Here is a 17109-nt window from a genome sequence, read left to right on the forward strand (position 1 = left end):
AAGAAAAGTTGGTGGGCATAGTGGTTATCCTTCGCTTAGTAAGTTAAATAATGGTTCATTGAGATAGAAATTATCTCTGCCTATTTTTTGTTTTTTTAATATGCCCTCTTTTACCAACGTTTCCAGGTAACGGATAGCCGTACTCCTGCTTACCTGCAGGTCTCTTTCAATAAATTCAATTTTGGTGTAGGGATATTTAAACAAATTGTTCAGCAAATCCTGGCTGTATAGTTTGGGCAGCCGGCTGCGTATATCCTGCTTATATTGCTGCATCAGTTTCCTGATCCCGTTAATTAATACAATGCCTTCTCCGGCTGTTTGCTGCACACCCTGCAGCATGTACAAAATCCATTCTTCCCACCGGCCGGTTTCTCTTACTGCCTGCAGCAGGCGGTAATATTCCGGTTTGGCATGAATGATATAACGGCTCAGGTACAGTACCGGCAGGTTCAGCAGCTTTTTTTGCACCAGGTAAAGAATATTAATGATCCTGCCGGTGCGGCCATTGCCATCGTAGAAAGGATGGATGCTTTCAAACTGGTGATGAATAACGGCCATTTTTACCAATGGGTCTATGTCTATCATTTCATCGTTATTAATGAACTGTTCCAGGTTGTTCATCAACGATACAATTTCGTGGGCATCCTGCGGCGGCGTGTAAACAACAGCCCCGGTTTTATCGTTCATCAGCTTAGTGCCCGGCATCCGGCGAAAGCCTGCATCGTTATGCTCCACCAGTTTATGCACCTGCAAAATAAATTTATTGGTGAGCAGACCATGCTTTTTTACCAGGGTAAAACCCTGCCTTAACGCCTCTGCATAAGAATGCACTTCTTTTGCTTCGGCGCTCATGTAGTGGTTGCCCAACAGGCTGCTCTGGTATACTTCGGGAAAAGTGCTGATGATGTTTTCAATAGCCGAACTTTCCCTTGCTTCACGCAGGGTGAGGGTTTCCAGTAAAATATTTTCATTGGGCATACTGGTAACCACTCCCTTCAGCTCTGCCAGGGCCTTGTGGGCGGCGGTAAGCTTGCGGAGCACTTTAGGGCTTTCCAGTTCGGCCTGTATGGGCAGCAATCCCGGCATATTTTGACATGTGTTTTTATAACACAAGTCAAAAATATACTTTTTTGACTTATATCCTAAAAACATGAGTCATTTTTTTATCTTTTTGACTTATATTGTATTTTATAATTGCAAAAACAGGCTATTTTGGCTTATATCGGGTAAATATGAGCCGGGAAACCGGTTTCTTGGCTCATTTAAGCAACCAGTTCCCCCCTGAATGCTCTTTGCAAAAGGCTCTGAAACAATGCTTCACTTTGCTCCATCTGCTGCTTTACCTGTTGTTTTTGTTGTTGGATATTTTGGGCGATGGCGGCGAATTGGTTTTGAAGGGTGATGGGAGGAAGTGGAAGTATAAAGGATTTTACATCTTGCTGATTTATGCTCGATTGATTAACCGCATCTTTTGCTCGTCCCAAAATTTGATTTTTCATAAATGGTTGAATTAGGATTTGAATCAAAAATTTAGGATTGGCTCTATGGTTGTCAACTTCAAATCTCATCATGTTTGACTCAAAAAGAGTCGGTTCATGAAGCTTTGGGATTAAAGCACATTTCCCTAAATGGCTTCTGCTATTTACCCTGTTAATTACAATATTGTCTTCATAAATCTGAAACATTTTTGCTTCTTTATCATTAGCATTAACTCTTTTTAATCTATCAATATTATAAACAATACCATCGTAGAATGAATCAATTCTTAATATTGGATAACCTTTACCATAGTCTTTAGCATTTTTGTATAAACCGTTTTGAGGGCCTTCAACTATTACCTGTGCCAAGTTAATCATCTCCCATCCCTTCTCATTCTTCACCGGGTCGCCAAACATATCATAAAAAATGCTTTGCAGCAGTTCATCATACCTGGCAAGCAGTTGCCGGTCTTTTTTGCGAAGGGCATCGGCTTTGTCCAAGATGGCGGCTATTTTTTGTTGGATGGGAAGAGGGGGAAGGGGGATTTCTAAATTATCAATATCGCCATTCCTGATATTATTGATATTTGCGCCTGCTGATAAATGAGAAATCGTTTTGCGATATTTGTCAGACTGAAAAAAATAACCAACGTATTTTGAAAAAATTCCTTCAGAAGGCCGAACTACCTTACAAAAGGCTCCAAAACTTCCAATCCAGTTGTTCAAGAATGTAGCAGCTTTCCCTACAATCGCCTTACTACCACTTGATGCTGCAATAACAATATCGCCTTCTTTTAATAATTGCGTTTCAGAAATGTTTTTTCTATCAACGTAAACCAAGTCATCAAACACAAGCCCATAATCCGTAATATTATTAGCCCTTAATATTGGCAAAAAATTTTCTTTAAAAATATCGGATACATCTTTCGGAGTATAAGACACTCCACGAATCTGCAAGCATACTTCTCCCAACTTTACTTTTTTCCAATTCATATTGTTCAAATTATTTCAATAAACTATAAAGGGTCGACTTTCAAATTTTCGCATATAGGTAAACTGCTACAGCAGACCCCTCGTGCCTCGGGGTGACAGGCTACGGTGCAATGCTGAACTATGTTACTTTTGCCGGGCAATTGTATCAATGCTGAACAACGCACCGCTGCTGTCATGCCGAGGCACGAGGCATCTGCATATAATGGCCCATTCGTTAATCCGAAATGCACCCACCACAATGTTCAAAAAAAACTCTGCGATGCTTTGCGTAACACTTAGCGTTCCGGAAGCCTTGTCCAGTTTACTTCATCCAAAATTTCATCTCTCACTTCCTGTTCCATCGTAAAATAATATAATAATTCCACATGATATTTTCTGTATCCTGATTTCCGGCAATGCTGCAATATTTTTTCTGTTTCCTGTACGCATGCCCTGTACAGGATATCCGGGAAAACGCTGTTTTCATCAACCTTTATTTCAATCCATTTGGCATCGGGCATACGGTTTTTCCTGAAAAGAAAACAGCACTTACCCGCTATAGCGGCTTCATCAAAATTCAACGGGGCAATAGCGCGTATCCTTCCGCCTGTAACGGGCTTTAATACATACCGCTGCCCGATGTTTACAGGCATTTTTCCATCTGTAGTAAGCGATAAGGCCAGCCGGGGATTGTCGTTTTCTATTTGGAAATCGGTTAACAATTGCTTTTGCAGATCAAAATAATCATTAACCCACTGCCGGGAAGGGTATTGCGAAAGGGTTTGTATGAGTTGTTCGTATTGATTCATTGATTAACTGCACAGCTAATTTATTTTTTCTTTTTAGTTTCTTTCAAAATTTTCTTTTCATCGGCTTCCTGTTTTCTTTTCAGTTTGGCTGCATCTTCGGCAGGGGCAGGGCCTTCGGGTTTTACGCCACGCTGTTTCAACATATCCCTTACAGCAATATTATTGTCAATATGCTCTTTTGATATCTGTGCATGGCCTTTCAACTCTTTTTCCACTACGTTGTGGCTGGTAAGTTCTTCCACCAGTACGGTTGCAGACAATATAACTTCCGGGGCAGCCAGTTCTTTTTTCATGTGGCCAATAAATTTATGGTTTTAATAATTCTTCCAGTTCTACTAATGCCTTTGTTCTTTCTTTATCAAGCTTCCTTATAACATTGATGATTGCGGAAGGCGTGTCATAGTTTTTTTCTTCATGCACTACTTCTTTGTAACGGTTAATGCTAAGGTCGTAGCCATTATCATGTATATCTTTCAGCGGAACAAAAAAGCTTTTGTCTGTTCTCTTTCTTTTTGTTTCCTCATCCGGGTTTTTCCAGCGTTGCAGTATATCCGCAATATCATTTTCTTTAACGGGTTGCCGCTTATCATCAAGGCTAAAACCATCTGCCTGCATATCATAAAACCAAACCTTATCGGTGCCACCGGCAGTTGTTTTTGTAAAAATCAGGATCCCGGTACTTACTCCTGCATAGGGTTTAAACACACCGGAAGGCATAGAAATAACCGCTTCCAGCTTGTGATTATCCACTATTTCCTTTCTAATTTGCTTATGGGCTTTACTGCTGCCAAACAATACGCCATCAGGAATGATAACCGCAGCCCTGCCGCCTTTTTTCAGTCCTTTTAAAATCAAACCCAAAAAAAGCAGTTCTGTTTTTTTGCTATCCACTATTTTGGTAAGCTTTCCATCCACCGCATCCTTATCAAGGCTGCCGGTAAAAGGAGGATTGGCTAAAATGATGGTCGCTTTTTCATCAAAGGAAGTATTGGCTTCACTCAAAGCGTCCACATCAATTAATGTGGGTTCTTCAATACCATGCAGTATCATGTTCATGGCCCCAATGCGTATCATGGTGGGATCGAACTCCATACCCATAAACATTTCCCTGCTGAATTTTTTCTGAAACTTTTTATCGTAAAAATATTTTTTGTGATGCTCTTTTATATATTCTACCGAACCAACCAGGAAACCACAGGTACCGGCAGCAGGATCAGCAATTACATCGTCTGTTCCGGGTTGCAGCATTTCCACCATCATCTTTATAATATGGCGAGGGGTACGAAACTGACCATTTTGTCCCGCCGTGGCAATCTTGCTCAGCAGGTATTCATATACGTCACCTTTGGTATCCCTGTCTTTCATATCAATACCACTCAGCATATCCACCACATTGGAAAGCAGGCGGGGAGTGGGTATCATAAACACGGCGCCTTTCATGAACTTACCAAAGGCGCTGTCCTTGCCGCCATAGTTGCGCATAAAATCGAACACACCATTTTCCTTCCGGAATAGCTGGAACATATTTTCCGGCTCCAGGTCTTTAAAAGAACTCCAGCGCAGCTCCTTTTGCTTTTTATTGTAAATGGGTTTGTCAATGGGGGTACCCAGCAATTGCAATTCGCTTTCCTTTCGCTGTTGTTCTTCATCCAATCGTTTAATGAAAAGCAGGTAGGTTATCTGCTCAATAACGGTAAGCGGGTTGGACAAGCCACCGGTCCAGAAAGCTTCCCAGATCTTATCAATATCGTTGCGTAGTTCGGATGTGAGCATGGGGCTATGTCTGATTTAAGGGTTGCAAGATATTCTAATTGTACAATTGTTTGGCTTTGTTTGTCGGGTTAAATATGGGTACCGATTTCATGGTATTGGTAAGGGGGAAAGTATCATCCATAAAAAGAGACACATATACTTCGTAGTGGTGCAGGAACGGTCTGCGCAAAACCATGTCTGAAAAAATTTCCTCCAGGTGTTTTTCCCGGCCTTTGGCCATCAGCAGCTCAAGATAATAGCCTATTTGATCATGCAGGATTTCCCTTGTGGCTTCTACGTAGAGGAAGTAGCTTTCAAGAGCATAGGCTTCATCAAACAGGTTGTTCCACGCGTAGATGGAGGCAACAATATGGAGACCGCTCTGCCAGCGGTAAAAGGTTTCAACTGGTATTTCGTCAAATTTTTTTTGTCCGAAACTTTTTTGTTGTTCCAGTAAATATTCATGCCCCATACGGGCCTGTTCCAGTGCCGTTTGTTTATCGCCAACCCGGGAAAAGGTTTGCCAACCCATCACCAATGCTGCTTCACGGCTGTCAGTTACCGTTTCCAGGTATTCTTCGGCAGTAACTTCCTTATTATATTCACGCCGGGGCCTGGTAAAGCGCAGCTCAATGTAAATATTCCCGTTGTTGTCTTCCTCCTCGTACATGGCTTCTGCTGCTTCAAGGTAGGGCGTTAGTTTTTCTGTTTGCATCAATACATAACCTGGTTCATCAAAAGCATAGTCGGGAAAGGGCCATTGTGTACTGTCCTGCAATACATCGGGTAGCTGTAGCTTATCGCTCAGCTTTCCGGTGTTGATGATCACAAAATCACCTGCATGGTTATGTCCGCCATATAAATCATTTTGAATGTATTCTTCCCCGGAATTTTTTACTTCCCTGATTCTGTCAAGAGCCAATATTGTCACTGATGCTGTATTTTCCTTTCGTCCAATCACAAACCAACGGTTTCGGTATTCTTTTAAAAGATAAGGATGAAATACGCATTGTTCCGGAACCAATGCTTTAAACGATTGATAAGTGATCCGCAGCGCTGTTTTCCCTTTTATGGCATCAAATATTTTATCTATGTACCCGGTTCCTAATGCCGTTGTATGTTTCTCAAGCTGCACAATGGTGGAGCCTCCCTCTACATTTGTATTTACTGTATTGTGAAGTTTGTTGATTATTGCATCAACCTCATTTAGAATTTTAAAATCATTTACCTGGCGGAGTATATGAATGGCATCTTTCAGGAAATCTATTTCTTCAGCATCTACCGGTAGATTTTTGATGGAATAATCGGGGTCCGAATAATAAAAGTAGGTAATAGCTCCTTCTTTTCTTTTTTCGATTGGAGCCGGCTTTGGCAACTCCTCTCTCATATATTTTAGCGCATCCTGTACGGTTTTTTTTGAAACCGTTTTCCCATATCGCTCCATGAGTTTATCATTAACAGCATCTATAAGGTTTTGAAGCGTCCATTTTCGAAATCTGTTTCGCAAACACTCAATTTTAGAGGGGATATGAATAAAAGAGCAGCCTCTTTTAGAGTGACATTCTCTTTCGGTTGAATTGATCTCATTTCAACCTGTCTAATCTTGCTGTTTCAATTTATACAATCACTTAGCGCAATCGTCGGCTCATTTTCCTATACAAAAAGTAACTAAGATTGATTTCCAATCAGTTATATTTTTAAGGTACAAATAAGGTACAAAAACCTTCAGGAAATTCACTTTTGAGGGGTTAAACGGCTTTACTTTCCAGTTCCGAAAATAGGAAACTTTCCGTTCAGTATTTCAGCTTATCAAAGCCCTTTCAATTTCATGGTATGGTATGCTTTCGGCTTGTTCAATTTGCCGGGTAAGTTTCAAATACTTTTTAGTTGGCTTACCAGCATACTGTTTTTTAAAGTGCTTTTTGTATAGCTGTTCAAATAGTTGGTCGCTTCGGAAATATACCCCCAACGTTTTATCTAAATTCCTGCTCTTTTTACTTTGGGTTTGCTTTTCATACATACAACCCCTGAACGCTGAACGGTGGTAAAAATAGGTGTCGGCTAAATATAACTTCCTGCAACGCTTACCAGTATCGGGGCAAACAAAATACCAAACAACCCCTTTGCCTAAATTGGAAGGGGCTGAAACAAGTTGCACACGGTAATTTATCGGGGTTTCGTTGCATTTGTAATCCAGTTCAAGGTAAGGGCTTTCGGGCTGGGTGTTTACCCTTATTGAAATACTGCCTGTTTTGTTTCCGTTCCTGCTCCATGTAATTGTACCGCTTTGCCATTGGTTCGGCTTTAAATACCCGTGCTTTGTCAAAAAGGAAATACTAACCGTTTTCAGGTCATCGTATAAGGTCGGGAAAGTGTGAGGCTTTGGCATCTGAAATTTATTTTGAGAAAACGAAACCTAAATCAGTAAGGAACTTTGCTTAATCATGCCAACGCTGTATTTTAAATTCGTCCGGTTCGCCCAGCTTATGGGTAACGCTTTCAACCTTTGGTAATACATACGGAATAAGTTTACAAAGTATGTTCAACCGTTGCACGGGTTCAAGTTCTTTAAGTGTTTCAGGTAATTGTTCAAGTTCCTTTTGCATTAACTCTTTAAGGGTTTCCCGTATGTTTCCGGTTAATGGCTTTTTATACTCAACCTGTGGTTTGTCATTTTTAAGCCTTTCGGTTTGGCTCTTTAGTAAGTCCTTTACTTCGCTTAAATCAGTTTCCCCGAAATCTGAAACCCTTACATACTTGTAAACCCATTCGTAAACAAACAACTTTTGGGCTGGAGTTAATTTTTGTTTGTCGGTTTCGGCTGCAAATTCCTGAACGGCTTTTAATGGTGCTTTGTGTTGCTCGGTGAAAATGTTTACTGCCTTATCAAATAGCTGTAAGGGTGTTTCGGGGTTTTCAAAATTGCCATGCTGTAACACTTCGCAAAGCATTTCAAAAGCATACCCGTTCCAATGTTCGTTTTCAGTTTTAAAGTAGCTTTCAAGGCTTTCAATTTCCTTTGTTTTCATATCAGTTCAAATTAGCAGTTAATACTTGTTTCAATTCCTGTAATCGGTTCAGGTATGGTAAAAATGTTCGTTTACCGTTGTTCGCTTTCACGGTGGCAAAGTGGCTTTCAATGAATAGGGAACAATCTGTTATTGTACTGTATGCGTTCAGCTTTACTTGTTGGGTTGGTATTGCTATACCGGCAAAGTAGTTTTCAAGTTCGGTAATATCCTGCTCCCCTCTTTCGGGCTTTGGTTGTCCGGGCTTACTGAAATAGTAAACAGGTTCGGGTTGTTCAAATGGTTTCACCTCAACCAATGGTTCGGCTGGGGGCTGTTCAACCTTAACTTCTGTTAACTTTTCAATGTCAGGTTTTATCAGGTTTCCAGGTTCAAGAAACCCTGTGTAATCGTACCTTATTAAATAGTCGGCAAGGTCAAACCCTTGTTTCATTTCGGCTTCGGTGGCTTTACGTTCCAGTAAATCGGAAACCGTAAAATTTGCAAGTTGTGAAAGTTCCTTTACTTTACTGCTCCAAATTTCAAACGCTGTGGGTTTGCCCTCAATCTTTGGTTTTGATAGGTCGGGAAATAGTGTAACAGTTCGCCCCTTTAATATGCTGCATTTATCAATATTCAACCCGTGCAAACCACTACTGGCAACCCAAATAAACTGGGGTAAATAAACGCTGGCAATTACAGCCGTTTTTTCGCTTTCGACTATGGCAACGGGTTTTGTTTTATCAATTAATAAGTGTTCACCAAAAAAGCATTGTTTTAAGCCAAATTCAGGCTGTTTAATTAGTTTGTGAGCAAATGTAAATTCCTTTTGTCTTTTGCCTGTGGTGGGGCTGTAAAGCATTATTTTGCCCGTTCTTATTTTGCCATGTGTATCTATTTGCCAAAATACCGTTGCACCGTTCCAATGCTTTGACGTACCAATGAAATACCGGCTTACCAGTTCGCCGGCAACCTCAACCCCGAACAGGTCAATAAGAAACTTTACAAAGTGGTTTGCTTCGTGTCCTTTCAAGCTGGCTTTAAATACCTCAACGGGAATAAATGAAACGGGCTTTGGTTGAGGTGTAACAGGTCGGGGCTTGTATGCTTTAGGCTGGGGTGTATCAAACGAAATATTGTTATCCTGAAAATATTGTTTCGGTGTGTAATGGTAACCGCAATTACTTTCACGGTTGCACCTGCCAACGCTGGGGTGTAAGTGTTCGCCTGTTTCCGCATCAATGTAAAGCGAAAAGGTTTTATCCCTTTGCTGGCAACTGGGGCAACGGTAACGGGTGTTCATTCCCTTGTATGGTTCGAGTATGTATTTATGTTCGTTCATTTTCAACCTTTTAAGTGTAACGGGCGTAACAAGTGTAACAGTTGTAACAGGGTGTTACAGGTGTTACAGCGTGTTACAGTCCTTTAAAATCCTGCTTACTTTCATGTGTGAAATACCCAGTTCAGCCCCTATTTCCCGAAGGCTTCGCCCTTGCTGCTTTAATTCGTTTACCTTTTCGTTCAGGTTTTCTTTGTCCTTTTCGGTGTGCTGTTTCAGGTGTTCCCATTCCTTACCGAAATTCACAAACTCAAACAGTAAGAAATTAAGGGGCTTATCAATTTGACAAACACAAACATTTTCAGCATCGTAAATCTGTTCGGTGTTCCGTTGCTTAATCTGTTTTAGGTAGCGTAAATTTTTGTCGCTGTGGCTTTCACCGATTGAAAAGGAACTATCACAAAAGTTTATTAGCATCTTACTGCCTTGTAAATCATTCCGGGTAATTGGTTTTGATAAATCCCTTTTCGGTGTGTGTGCAAGTGCTAAAATTGAAAGTCCGTATTTGTTCTTTAGGCCTTTCAAATGTTTCATTAAGGGCAAAGCATCTTTAGCTTTTTCAGTTTCATTTTTCAGGTAGGTAAGGTTGTCAATAATTAAAACCTTTGCCCCTGTTTCTGTAATACTTCTTTCCAATGAATGGTTGAGGTAATCCTCAAAGGTTTGGGCTTCGGGTATTACAGCATCGGGGTTTATTTCAACCCGTATAAAGTTGTTATCAAAGCTGTAATGCTGTTCAAACTTTATTGAATATCGGTTTTCAAATTGTTTGTCGCTTAACTCAAAATCAAAATACAAAATTGGTTGCTTTGGTGTTTCCAGTTTGAAGCCCCGTATCTGTTCGCCCCTGCTTATACTGTTACCAATTTGCACGGCTAAAATTGACTTACCTAAATTGGTATCGGCAAACAAAATACATAGCTCACCCTCAAACCAAAGTTCACCAAAAAGCATCTTGGGAATGGGTCGGGTTTTAGCTTGTTCAATCCAACGGCTGGCTGTTTTAACGGTGAACAGTCCTTTACTTTCTTTGGCTTCATTGCCGTGCTTTAAAAGCTGTTTAGCTTCGGTCTTAATATCCTCAACCCCTATGCCGTATTTATCAAGTTCAAAGTTTGTTTTCAGTTCCATGTTTAGAAAAGGTTTAACTGTGTTAATAACTGTTTTGGGGCTTTGTCGGGGTCGGTAGTTAAATACCACGCTTTGAAACCTGTTTTTTTACATGGTTTCTTTTCAAGTTCCCAAATACGCCCTGCCTTTTCTAAATCTCTTTTGTACCGGGTAATACATTTTTGAGGTACTCCCGTTGCATCTGTTACCATTGAAGCTGTGGCAATATGTTCCTGCAAGTATTGAAATATGGTTTGCAGTTGGCTGAAAGGTGTATTACCTTCGCTTTGTCTTTTATGCTGGGGGTTGTTCCTGTTATTCATGGCAACCCCCTTTCTGTTTACGGTTTAAATACTGGTCGGCTTCGCTGGCTGTTTCTACCAAAGTCTTTTTTCTGCCTTGCTTTAACCAGTTGTCAATTTCCGATTTTAGAAACCTCAACTTTTTCCCGCCTTTGTGTACGGGAATAGCACCTGCGTTCACCCAACCATAAACGGTCGGCTTGCTGGGTTTGTCGGGGTGGTAAACACAAAGTTCGTTGAGGTCAAACCAACGGTCGGTTTCGGTTGGTTGTTCGTTACTCTTTTCAAGTAACAGCCTTTTTATTTCGCTTACTTCATTGGTAAGGTATGTAAAGGCTTTCGGTAATGTTTCAAGGGTTAAACCCTCTGTTAAATTTTCCATTGGACTATCATTTTGTTTGATAGTGCAATGGTATATTGACTTTAAGCCCTCATAAAGAGGTTAGTAATGTCAGTATAGGTTTCGTAATTTTCGTAATGAAATCGTAAACTGTTTACCTTTTTGTTTTATAATCCCTTGCCCAGTTTGTTTGTATTATTTCGGTTTTATATCCTTCAAAATAATCACCTAAAAGGGCTGCATATTCTTTTTGTTTTTGGTGTTTCTTTTGGGCAATATCTTTATAGTAAACATAAAACACGGTGTAAATTTTCTGCTTTGTTGGTGTGTGCTTCAATTTAAAAAGTGTTTCAGGTTTTGTTTTCAATTCAAACGCTGCTTTCAAATACTCATTCAATTCCTGTTTAGTTAAATATCCTTTTTCAACCAAACCAACTTCAAAATGTTTGTATATTTCTATTGGGGTAATATTATCAAAGTTATTTGCAAAAGTTGGCGTTTCCTGTTCCGTTTTCGTTTCAGTTTGTTGAGGTGGCAGACTTTCTTTCTGTATTTGCTCAAATCCTATTGAAATCCCACTATCAAAAATTTCAGTTGAAAAATACAGTTCGTCGCATACCTCAAAGAAATCAATTTTATACTTTATACAGCAAAGTTGAATGTCATGGATCATCATATCAAATAATTCGTGGCTATTGATAACGTAGTTTTCGTATTCATTTAGCTTTCTTTTTCTGCCTTTTTCATTTGTGTACTCATACCTTAAAGGGCCATAATTAGACCGACTACCAGTAAATAAAATTTCTTTGTTTTCTTTGAAAAACCCTTGCAAATCCCTAAACTCAAAAATGTAATATCTTATTAAATCTCTTTTTGCCTCAAAGGTGTCTTTTAGCAACAAATTAGTGTTTAATTCTTTTGAAAATGGGGTAACGTATTCCTCTACTATTCTTATATTTTCGTTCAATAATTTAATACTGGACTTATCCATATTTATCCAGTAACCAATTACATACAAACATTTTTCAAATTCCTTAAATTCCATTTGTCTTTTATGCTTTAAGTTTTACAGATCCAGTTTTATTTTGTCGGCTGCTTGCCGTTTGGTTTGGTCAATAATCTTTGCGTAAATCTGTGTGGTTTTTAGCTCCCTATGCCCTAACATTTTTGAAACGGTGTAAATATCCGTTCCCTTTGATAATTGCAAGGTGGCAAACGTATGCCTAAAACAATGAAAAGTTATATCTTTTGTTATCCCGGCTGCTCCAATCCATTGGTAAAGGTGTTTGTTTTCGTATGCTGAATATTTCAATAGGGGAAATACTTTTTGTTCACCTGTTCCAGGTTCACCCAGCAGGCTGTAAGCCTGTTCGGAAATCGGTAATACCTCAACCCCTTTTGTTTTTTGCTGTGTGAAGTGTATTGAAAAACCGTTTTCAACGCTGTGGTGTATTTCACTCCAAACAAGGTTTTTAATATCTGAAAATCTCAACCCGGTAAGTGCTGAAAACAGGGCTGCACGTTTCAATAAAGGGTTATTACATTCCGTTTTTACAAGGCTGTTCAGTTCCTCAATGGTTAAAAAGTTCCTTCGGGTTTCTGCCTGTTTGATAGGTTCAATTTTTGCGTTTAGGTCAGTTCTTAGATAGCCGTCTTTATACGCTTGTTTCAGGGCAGCTTTCAGTTTATTGAAATAGGAAACGGCTGAATTTTGGGCAAGGGTTATTTTGCTGCTCTTATTGCTTTTGGTAGTGAGTAAATACTCTTTGAACTCATTACAAAACTTTTCGTTGAGGTCGGCAAATTTTAAATTGCCCTTTGTGAATGTTTCAAGGTAATTGTAAGCTGAAACCCAGTTATCATGGTTTGAGGCTTTGCGTTTGTCAGCAATGCTTTTGAAATAATGTACAAAATCCCTTTCGCCTTGCTCTTTTATTTTTAGTTGCTCCTTTTCGTACCCGGTGTAAATTTCGGGTTTGTTTATTTGGTTTTCAATTTTCTGCCTTTTTTGGTCGGCAAGGTTGCGTGTATTAAAATCATGCACTTGATTAAGTGGGCTTAACTTCTTATTTATTTTCTTATCCAGCTTACCCTCCTTATCCAGTTTACCAAATATGTATAGTCCTAAAAATTCCCTTCGTGTGGGTTCGCCTGTTACAGGGTGTGGAATAGCCGGGTAAAAATCCAAATACAGGCTTTGCCGCCCTTTGGAAATTGCCTTTTGCCTTAATGTTACCTTTATTGCCATTGTCTTTTATGCTTTAGTACTTATTGAAATAGTTTGTCAATATCGGAACGCCGGATATAGGTTTGCTTTAGTCCGATATTCTTAGCCCTTAACTTTCCTAATTTGATTAGCTTGTAAACAGTCGGTCGGCTGCATCCAAATAAAATAGATACATCCCTAACCGTCAAAAACTCTTTATCCTTAATTGTTGCCCGGTCAACAGCTTTTACTTTGGGCTTGAAAGTTTGAGGCTGTATTAAAACTGCTTCGGCTGCCTCTTTTCGTTCCAGTTTCTTCTTTAGCTTATAATGCTTTGAATTGCATTTGTGGGAACAATACAAGGTTGAAACTTTTTGCGCTTCAAACATATTGCCGCACATAAGGCATTGTTTCAATATTTTAAAGGTGCTTGCTGTCATCTATCCCGTTTAATTGTATTCTTATTTAAAATAGTTAGCAAAAGTGTATAAAAGTGTAAATTTATTTCGCCTTTTGAGGTACAAAAAAATGCCGTTTTCCGGCTTTCAGGCATAAAGGTACAAATAAGGTACAAATAATCAATAAACAAACAGGTATAAAAAACGAAATAAGAATATAAGATTAAAATAAAAAAATACTGAATATCAGTATATTGTATAAGTTATCTACTTCTTTATTATCTGCTTGTTTTGATAGGTTACTTTCCTATACAAAACTTCCCGAATATCGTTCCCAGTATATCCCGGTCTGTTTCCACCTGTCCCGTTATTTCGCCGAGGTAATGCAGGCAGCGGCGGATGTCGGGCGCCAGCAGGTCGCCGGTGAGGTCGTTGTCCATCCCGGTCTTAATATCATTCAGGCATTCCAGTACTTTTTTCAAAGCGGCATGATGGCGGGCATTGGTGATAATGGTGTTTTCTGTTTGAATGGTTTCTCCAATGGCTTTTTCAAACATCAATGATTTCAGCTCTTCAATACCCTGCCTGTTTTTAGCGGATATGTATATCGCCCCGGGTACGGCTGCAACGCTATCGCTGTCGTTATAGCCCTGCCAGGCTTCATCATATTTGTTGAACACATCAATGACCTTGTTCCTGTAGTTTTTTAACCATGAAATTTCTTCTTTATCCCCGCTGGTAATATCAGACAGGTGGATAATAATATCCGCCTTTTCAGCATTTTGCCTACTGCGCTCAATGCCCAGGTTTTCAATGCTGTCGGTTGAATGTTCCCTTATGCCCGCTGTATCTACCAGGCGGAACAATACACCATTGATGTTCAATACTTCTTCGATGGTATCGCGTGTGGTTCCCGCAATTTCACTTACAATAGCCCTTTCTTCATTGAGCAATGCATTCAGCAGGGTTGATTTGCCTGCATTGGGTTTGCCAATAATGGCCACGTTTACGCCATTTTTTATAGAGTTGCCCAATGCAAAAGAGCTGATCAGCCGGGTAGTTGCCGCAGTTAACGTGGTTATAAGTTGTTCCAGTTGCAGCCGGTCGGCAAATTCAACATCTTCCTGCGAAAAATCAAGCTCCAGCTCAATAAGCGCTGCAAAGCCGATCAACTGCTCACGCAGCTCTTTTAAATCGAATGAAAACCCGCCCCGTAATTGCCTGAGCGCTGTTTGCTGAGCTGCCAGGGAATGCGCGGCAATAACATCCGCAACAGCTTCTGCCTGGGTGAGGTCCATCTTGCCGTTTAAAAAAGCACGTTGCGTAAATTCTCCCGGTCTGGCCAGCCGGGCGCCTTTTTGTATACAGGCTTCAATGATCCGCTGCTGGATAAAGGGCGATCCATGACAACTGATCTCCGCTATATTTTCGCCTGTATATGATCTGGGGGCTTTATACAATGATACCACCACTTCATCCAGCTCGTTATTACCATTTTTCAGCATTCCCACGTGGAGGGTATGAGAAGCCTGCTGCAGCAGATCTTTACCTGTAAATAATGCATCTGCAATGGCTATGCTGTTTTGCCCGCTCAATCGTATGATACTTATGGCTCCGACACCGGGGGGTGTTGCCGGGGCCACTATCGTATCATCCCATGCTGAAAATATATGCGACATGGCACAAAAATACAACTCTGCTAATGCGAAGACGGGAGTAATTTCCTATCCGCTTCATCCACAAAAAATCCCCGCTGTTTTACAACAACGGGGATCATATAAACATGATTATTAAAAAACAACTGCGTTTATTCGTCTGCTATCTGGAAGGTAACCGGCTGTTTGCGGTACGCTTTTACTTTTCGTCCGTTCTGCTCGGCAGGCGTCCATTTGGGACCTCTTTTAATGGCATTTACACAAATTTCAGCCAATTTGCTTCCCTTCATGGTCAACGCTTCTACCTCGCTTATGTTTCCTTCCCTGTCTACGATGAACTGAACCACGCAGGTACCGGCTCTGCCGTCATCCTGCAATTCATCAATATAGCGGGTTATTTCCCGTTGAATATACCTTGCCCATGCTTTGTCGCCGCCGGGAAATTTGGCTTCAATCTCCACTTTCTGAAACACTTTATCTTCATCGTCAACAACGGGAGCTGCTACCACACCGCCCTTATCTTCAACAGGAGGTGCAACTATTCCCAGATCCTTAACCCCTTCCTGGTTAATGGTACTGATGGTGGCTTCTTTAAGATCTTCGATCTCCCTCATTTCTTCTTCCGGCTGCACCTCTTCATCTTTTACCACTTTTGGCGGAGTAAACTTGGCCATTTCAATCTTCGGAGGATCTGGTGGCTTTGGGGGTGGCGGAGGAGGTGGTTCAATCGGCTTTTCTTCCTGCACATTCATCAATTCAACATCTTTGGCTTCTATTACCACTGCTTTTTTGGGGCCTTCGAGTTTAGCGCCCAAAAGGGAAATCAGTATAATAAGCAGGGCCAGAGATGCGGTAATGACCAATGCAATGGTAAGCCTCCTGGTGTATTTTGTACGCAGTTCATAAGCGCCATAGCTTTTGTTTCTTCCTTCAAAGATAATATCAACAAGACTGGCGCTTGGTATTTTGCTTACATCCATGATGATCTTTTTTATTTAATATAAGATGCGGGGATTGGTGTAAATCCACAAACCCTTACTGAATATTATTGGCTTTTTCTGTAGCCACCAACAAGTCATTTTCAACAGGTGATATAGGTACTAAAGCGTACTTTTTTACTTCATTGATAGTCATTTCATCCAATATAGCTACTACATTTTTGTAATTGGCTTCATCATTGGGTTTAATTACTACTACAAAATCATCAGGTTTGGTTGATTTCTTTTTATTGATAATCACTTCCCTCACTTTTTTATAGTCGGTAGCCTCAATTTTGGTAGGGTCATCCCCTTCATAATAATATACCCCATCCGATTTGCCCAGCATAATCGTTAAAGCCCCGGAAGCTTTCACTTTTGTTTGTTCATCCTGGTTTTCGGTATCCTTAGGCATGATCAGTTGCATAGCCGTAGGCTGTGCCATGGTGGTAGAAAATATAAAGAAGGTGATCAGCAGAAACCCAAGGTCCACCATGGGTGTCATATCCACCCTGGTAGAAAGTTTCTTGGCTTTTTTGACCCCTGGTCCTTTTTTACCGCCGCCACCTGATACATCTATATCTGCCATAAAACTGTTTTTTAATAGATAATAAAATTGCTTATGCTGTTCATCCTGATATTTTTTATCCGGATTAAGTGCCGCCTGCCTTTTTAATGATTTCCTGCCTTGAATTCCAAAGCGGTGTTCCCGGAGGTGCATCCTGGAACTTGGTTACTCACTGAAACTTATTAATATCATTCC

18 protein-coding genes are annotated in these 17109 nt (G+C 40.4%); all 18 read right to left on the bottom strand.

All coding sequences use genetic code 11. The features are described 5' to 3' along the window. Nucleotides 1–24: 24 nt before the first annotated feature. The 18 genes from PLH26_RS04240 to PLH26_RS04325 all read right to left on the bottom strand — a co-directional run bounded on the left by PLH26_RS04240 (nucleotide 25) and on the right by PLH26_RS04325 (nucleotide 16935). Complete coding sequence (locus PLH26_RS04240; protein WP_324584745.1) at nucleotides 25–1086, bottom strand: Fic family protein; 1062 nt, start codon at nucleotides 1084–1086, stop codon at nucleotides 25–27. Nucleotides 1087–1262: 176 nt separating this feature from the next. Further along, a complete protein-coding gene (locus PLH26_RS04245) occupies nucleotides 1263–2471 on the bottom strand; it encodes a restriction endonuclease subunit S (RefSeq protein ID WP_324584746.1) in 1209 nt (402 codons plus the stop codon). Between the two features lie 275 nt (nucleotides 2472–2746). Then, nucleotides 2747–3259, bottom strand: coding sequence for a hypothetical protein (locus PLH26_RS04250; protein ID WP_324584747.1), 513 nt, complete (start codon nucleotides 3257–3259; stop codon nucleotides 2747–2749). Between the two features lie 20 nt (nucleotides 3260–3279). Continuing rightward, nucleotides 3280–3552, bottom strand: coding sequence for a hypothetical protein (locus PLH26_RS04255; RefSeq protein WP_324584748.1), 273 nt, complete (start codon nucleotides 3550–3552; stop codon nucleotides 3280–3282). Between the two features lie 13 nt (nucleotides 3553–3565). After that, on the bottom strand, nucleotides 3566–5032 hold the full coding sequence (locus tag PLH26_RS04260; RefSeq protein ID WP_324584749.1) for a type I restriction-modification system subunit M: 1467 nt from the start codon (nucleotides 5030–5032) through the stop codon (nucleotides 3566–3568). A 34-nt stretch (nucleotides 5033–5066) separates the two neighbouring features. Beyond that, entirely contained in the window at nucleotides 5067–6518 is a 1452-nt protein-coding gene (locus PLH26_RS04265; RefSeq protein ID WP_324584750.1) for a helix-turn-helix transcriptional regulator, read from the bottom strand. Nucleotides 6519–6812: 294 nt separating this feature from the next. Next, nucleotides 6813–7400 carry a hypothetical protein gene (locus PLH26_RS04270; protein ID WP_324584751.1) on the bottom strand — a complete coding sequence of 196 codons (588 nt, stop codon included), beginning with the start codon at nucleotides 7398–7400 and terminating at the stop codon, nucleotides 6813–6815. Nucleotides 7401–7449: 49 nt separating this feature from the next. Beyond that, nucleotides 7450–8040 carry a hypothetical protein gene (locus PLH26_RS04275; RefSeq protein ID WP_324584752.1) on the bottom strand — a complete coding sequence of 197 codons (591 nt, stop codon included), beginning with the start codon at nucleotides 8038–8040 and terminating at the stop codon, nucleotides 7450–7452. Nucleotide 8041: 1 nt separating this feature from the next. Further along, nucleotides 8042–9361: a DUF6965 family protein gene (locus PLH26_RS04280; RefSeq protein WP_324584753.1), complete on the bottom strand. Its 1320-nt coding sequence runs from the start codon at nucleotides 9359–9361 to the stop codon at nucleotides 8042–8044. Nucleotides 9362–9424: 63 nt separating this feature from the next. Further along, on the bottom strand, nucleotides 9425–10489 hold the full coding sequence (locus tag PLH26_RS04285; RefSeq protein ID WP_324584754.1) for an AAA family ATPase: 1065 nt from the start codon (nucleotides 10487–10489) through the stop codon (nucleotides 9425–9427). Nucleotides 10490–10491: 2 nt separating this feature from the next. After that, the gene (locus PLH26_RS04290; RefSeq protein WP_324584755.1) at nucleotides 10492–10791 is read right to left on the bottom strand and encodes a hypothetical protein; all 300 of its coding nucleotides are present in this window, start codon (nucleotides 10789–10791) and stop codon (nucleotides 10492–10494) included. After that, entirely contained in the window at nucleotides 10784–11152 is a 369-nt protein-coding gene (locus PLH26_RS04295; protein ID WP_324584756.1) for a helix-turn-helix transcriptional regulator, read from the bottom strand. Before PLH26_RS04295 ends, PLH26_RS04290 begins: the two co-directional genes overlap by 8 nt. A 112-nt stretch (nucleotides 11153–11264) precedes the next feature. Further along, nucleotides 11265–12155: a hypothetical protein gene (locus tag PLH26_RS04300; protein ID WP_324584757.1), complete on the bottom strand. Its 891-nt coding sequence runs from the start codon at nucleotides 12153–12155 to the stop codon at nucleotides 11265–11267. A 21-nt stretch (nucleotides 12156–12176) separates the two neighbouring features. After that, entirely contained in the window at nucleotides 12177–13358 is a 1182-nt protein-coding gene (locus PLH26_RS04305) for a site-specific integrase (protein ID WP_324584758.1), read from the bottom strand. A 20-nt stretch (nucleotides 13359–13378) separates the two neighbouring features. Then, nucleotides 13379–13705: a helix-turn-helix transcriptional regulator gene (locus PLH26_RS04310; RefSeq protein ID WP_324584759.1), complete on the bottom strand. Its 327-nt coding sequence runs from the start codon at nucleotides 13703–13705 to the stop codon at nucleotides 13379–13381. A gap of 308 nt (nucleotides 13706–14013) precedes the next feature. Further along, a complete protein-coding gene (gene mnmE, locus PLH26_RS04315) occupies nucleotides 14014–15393 on the bottom strand; it encodes a tRNA uridine-5-carboxymethylaminomethyl(34) synthesis GTPase MnmE (protein WP_324584760.1) in 1380 nt (459 codons plus the stop codon). Between the two features lie 128 nt (nucleotides 15394–15521). Beyond that, nucleotides 15522–16349 (bottom strand): energy transducer TonB, encoded by an 828-nt coding sequence (locus PLH26_RS04320; protein ID WP_324584761.1) that lies wholly within the window; start codon nucleotides 16347–16349, stop codon nucleotides 15522–15524. A 55-nt stretch (nucleotides 16350–16404) separates the two neighbouring features. Beyond that, nucleotides 16405–16935 carry an ExbD/TolR family protein gene (locus PLH26_RS04325; protein WP_324584762.1) on the bottom strand — a complete coding sequence of 177 codons (531 nt, stop codon included), beginning with the start codon at nucleotides 16933–16935 and terminating at the stop codon, nucleotides 16405–16407. Nucleotides 16936–17109 lie beyond the last annotated feature (174 nt).

The organism is Agriterribacter sp. (assembly GCF_035444585.1).
Taxonomy (GTDB): domain Bacteria; phylum Bacteroidota; class Bacteroidia; order Chitinophagales; family Chitinophagaceae; genus Agriterribacter.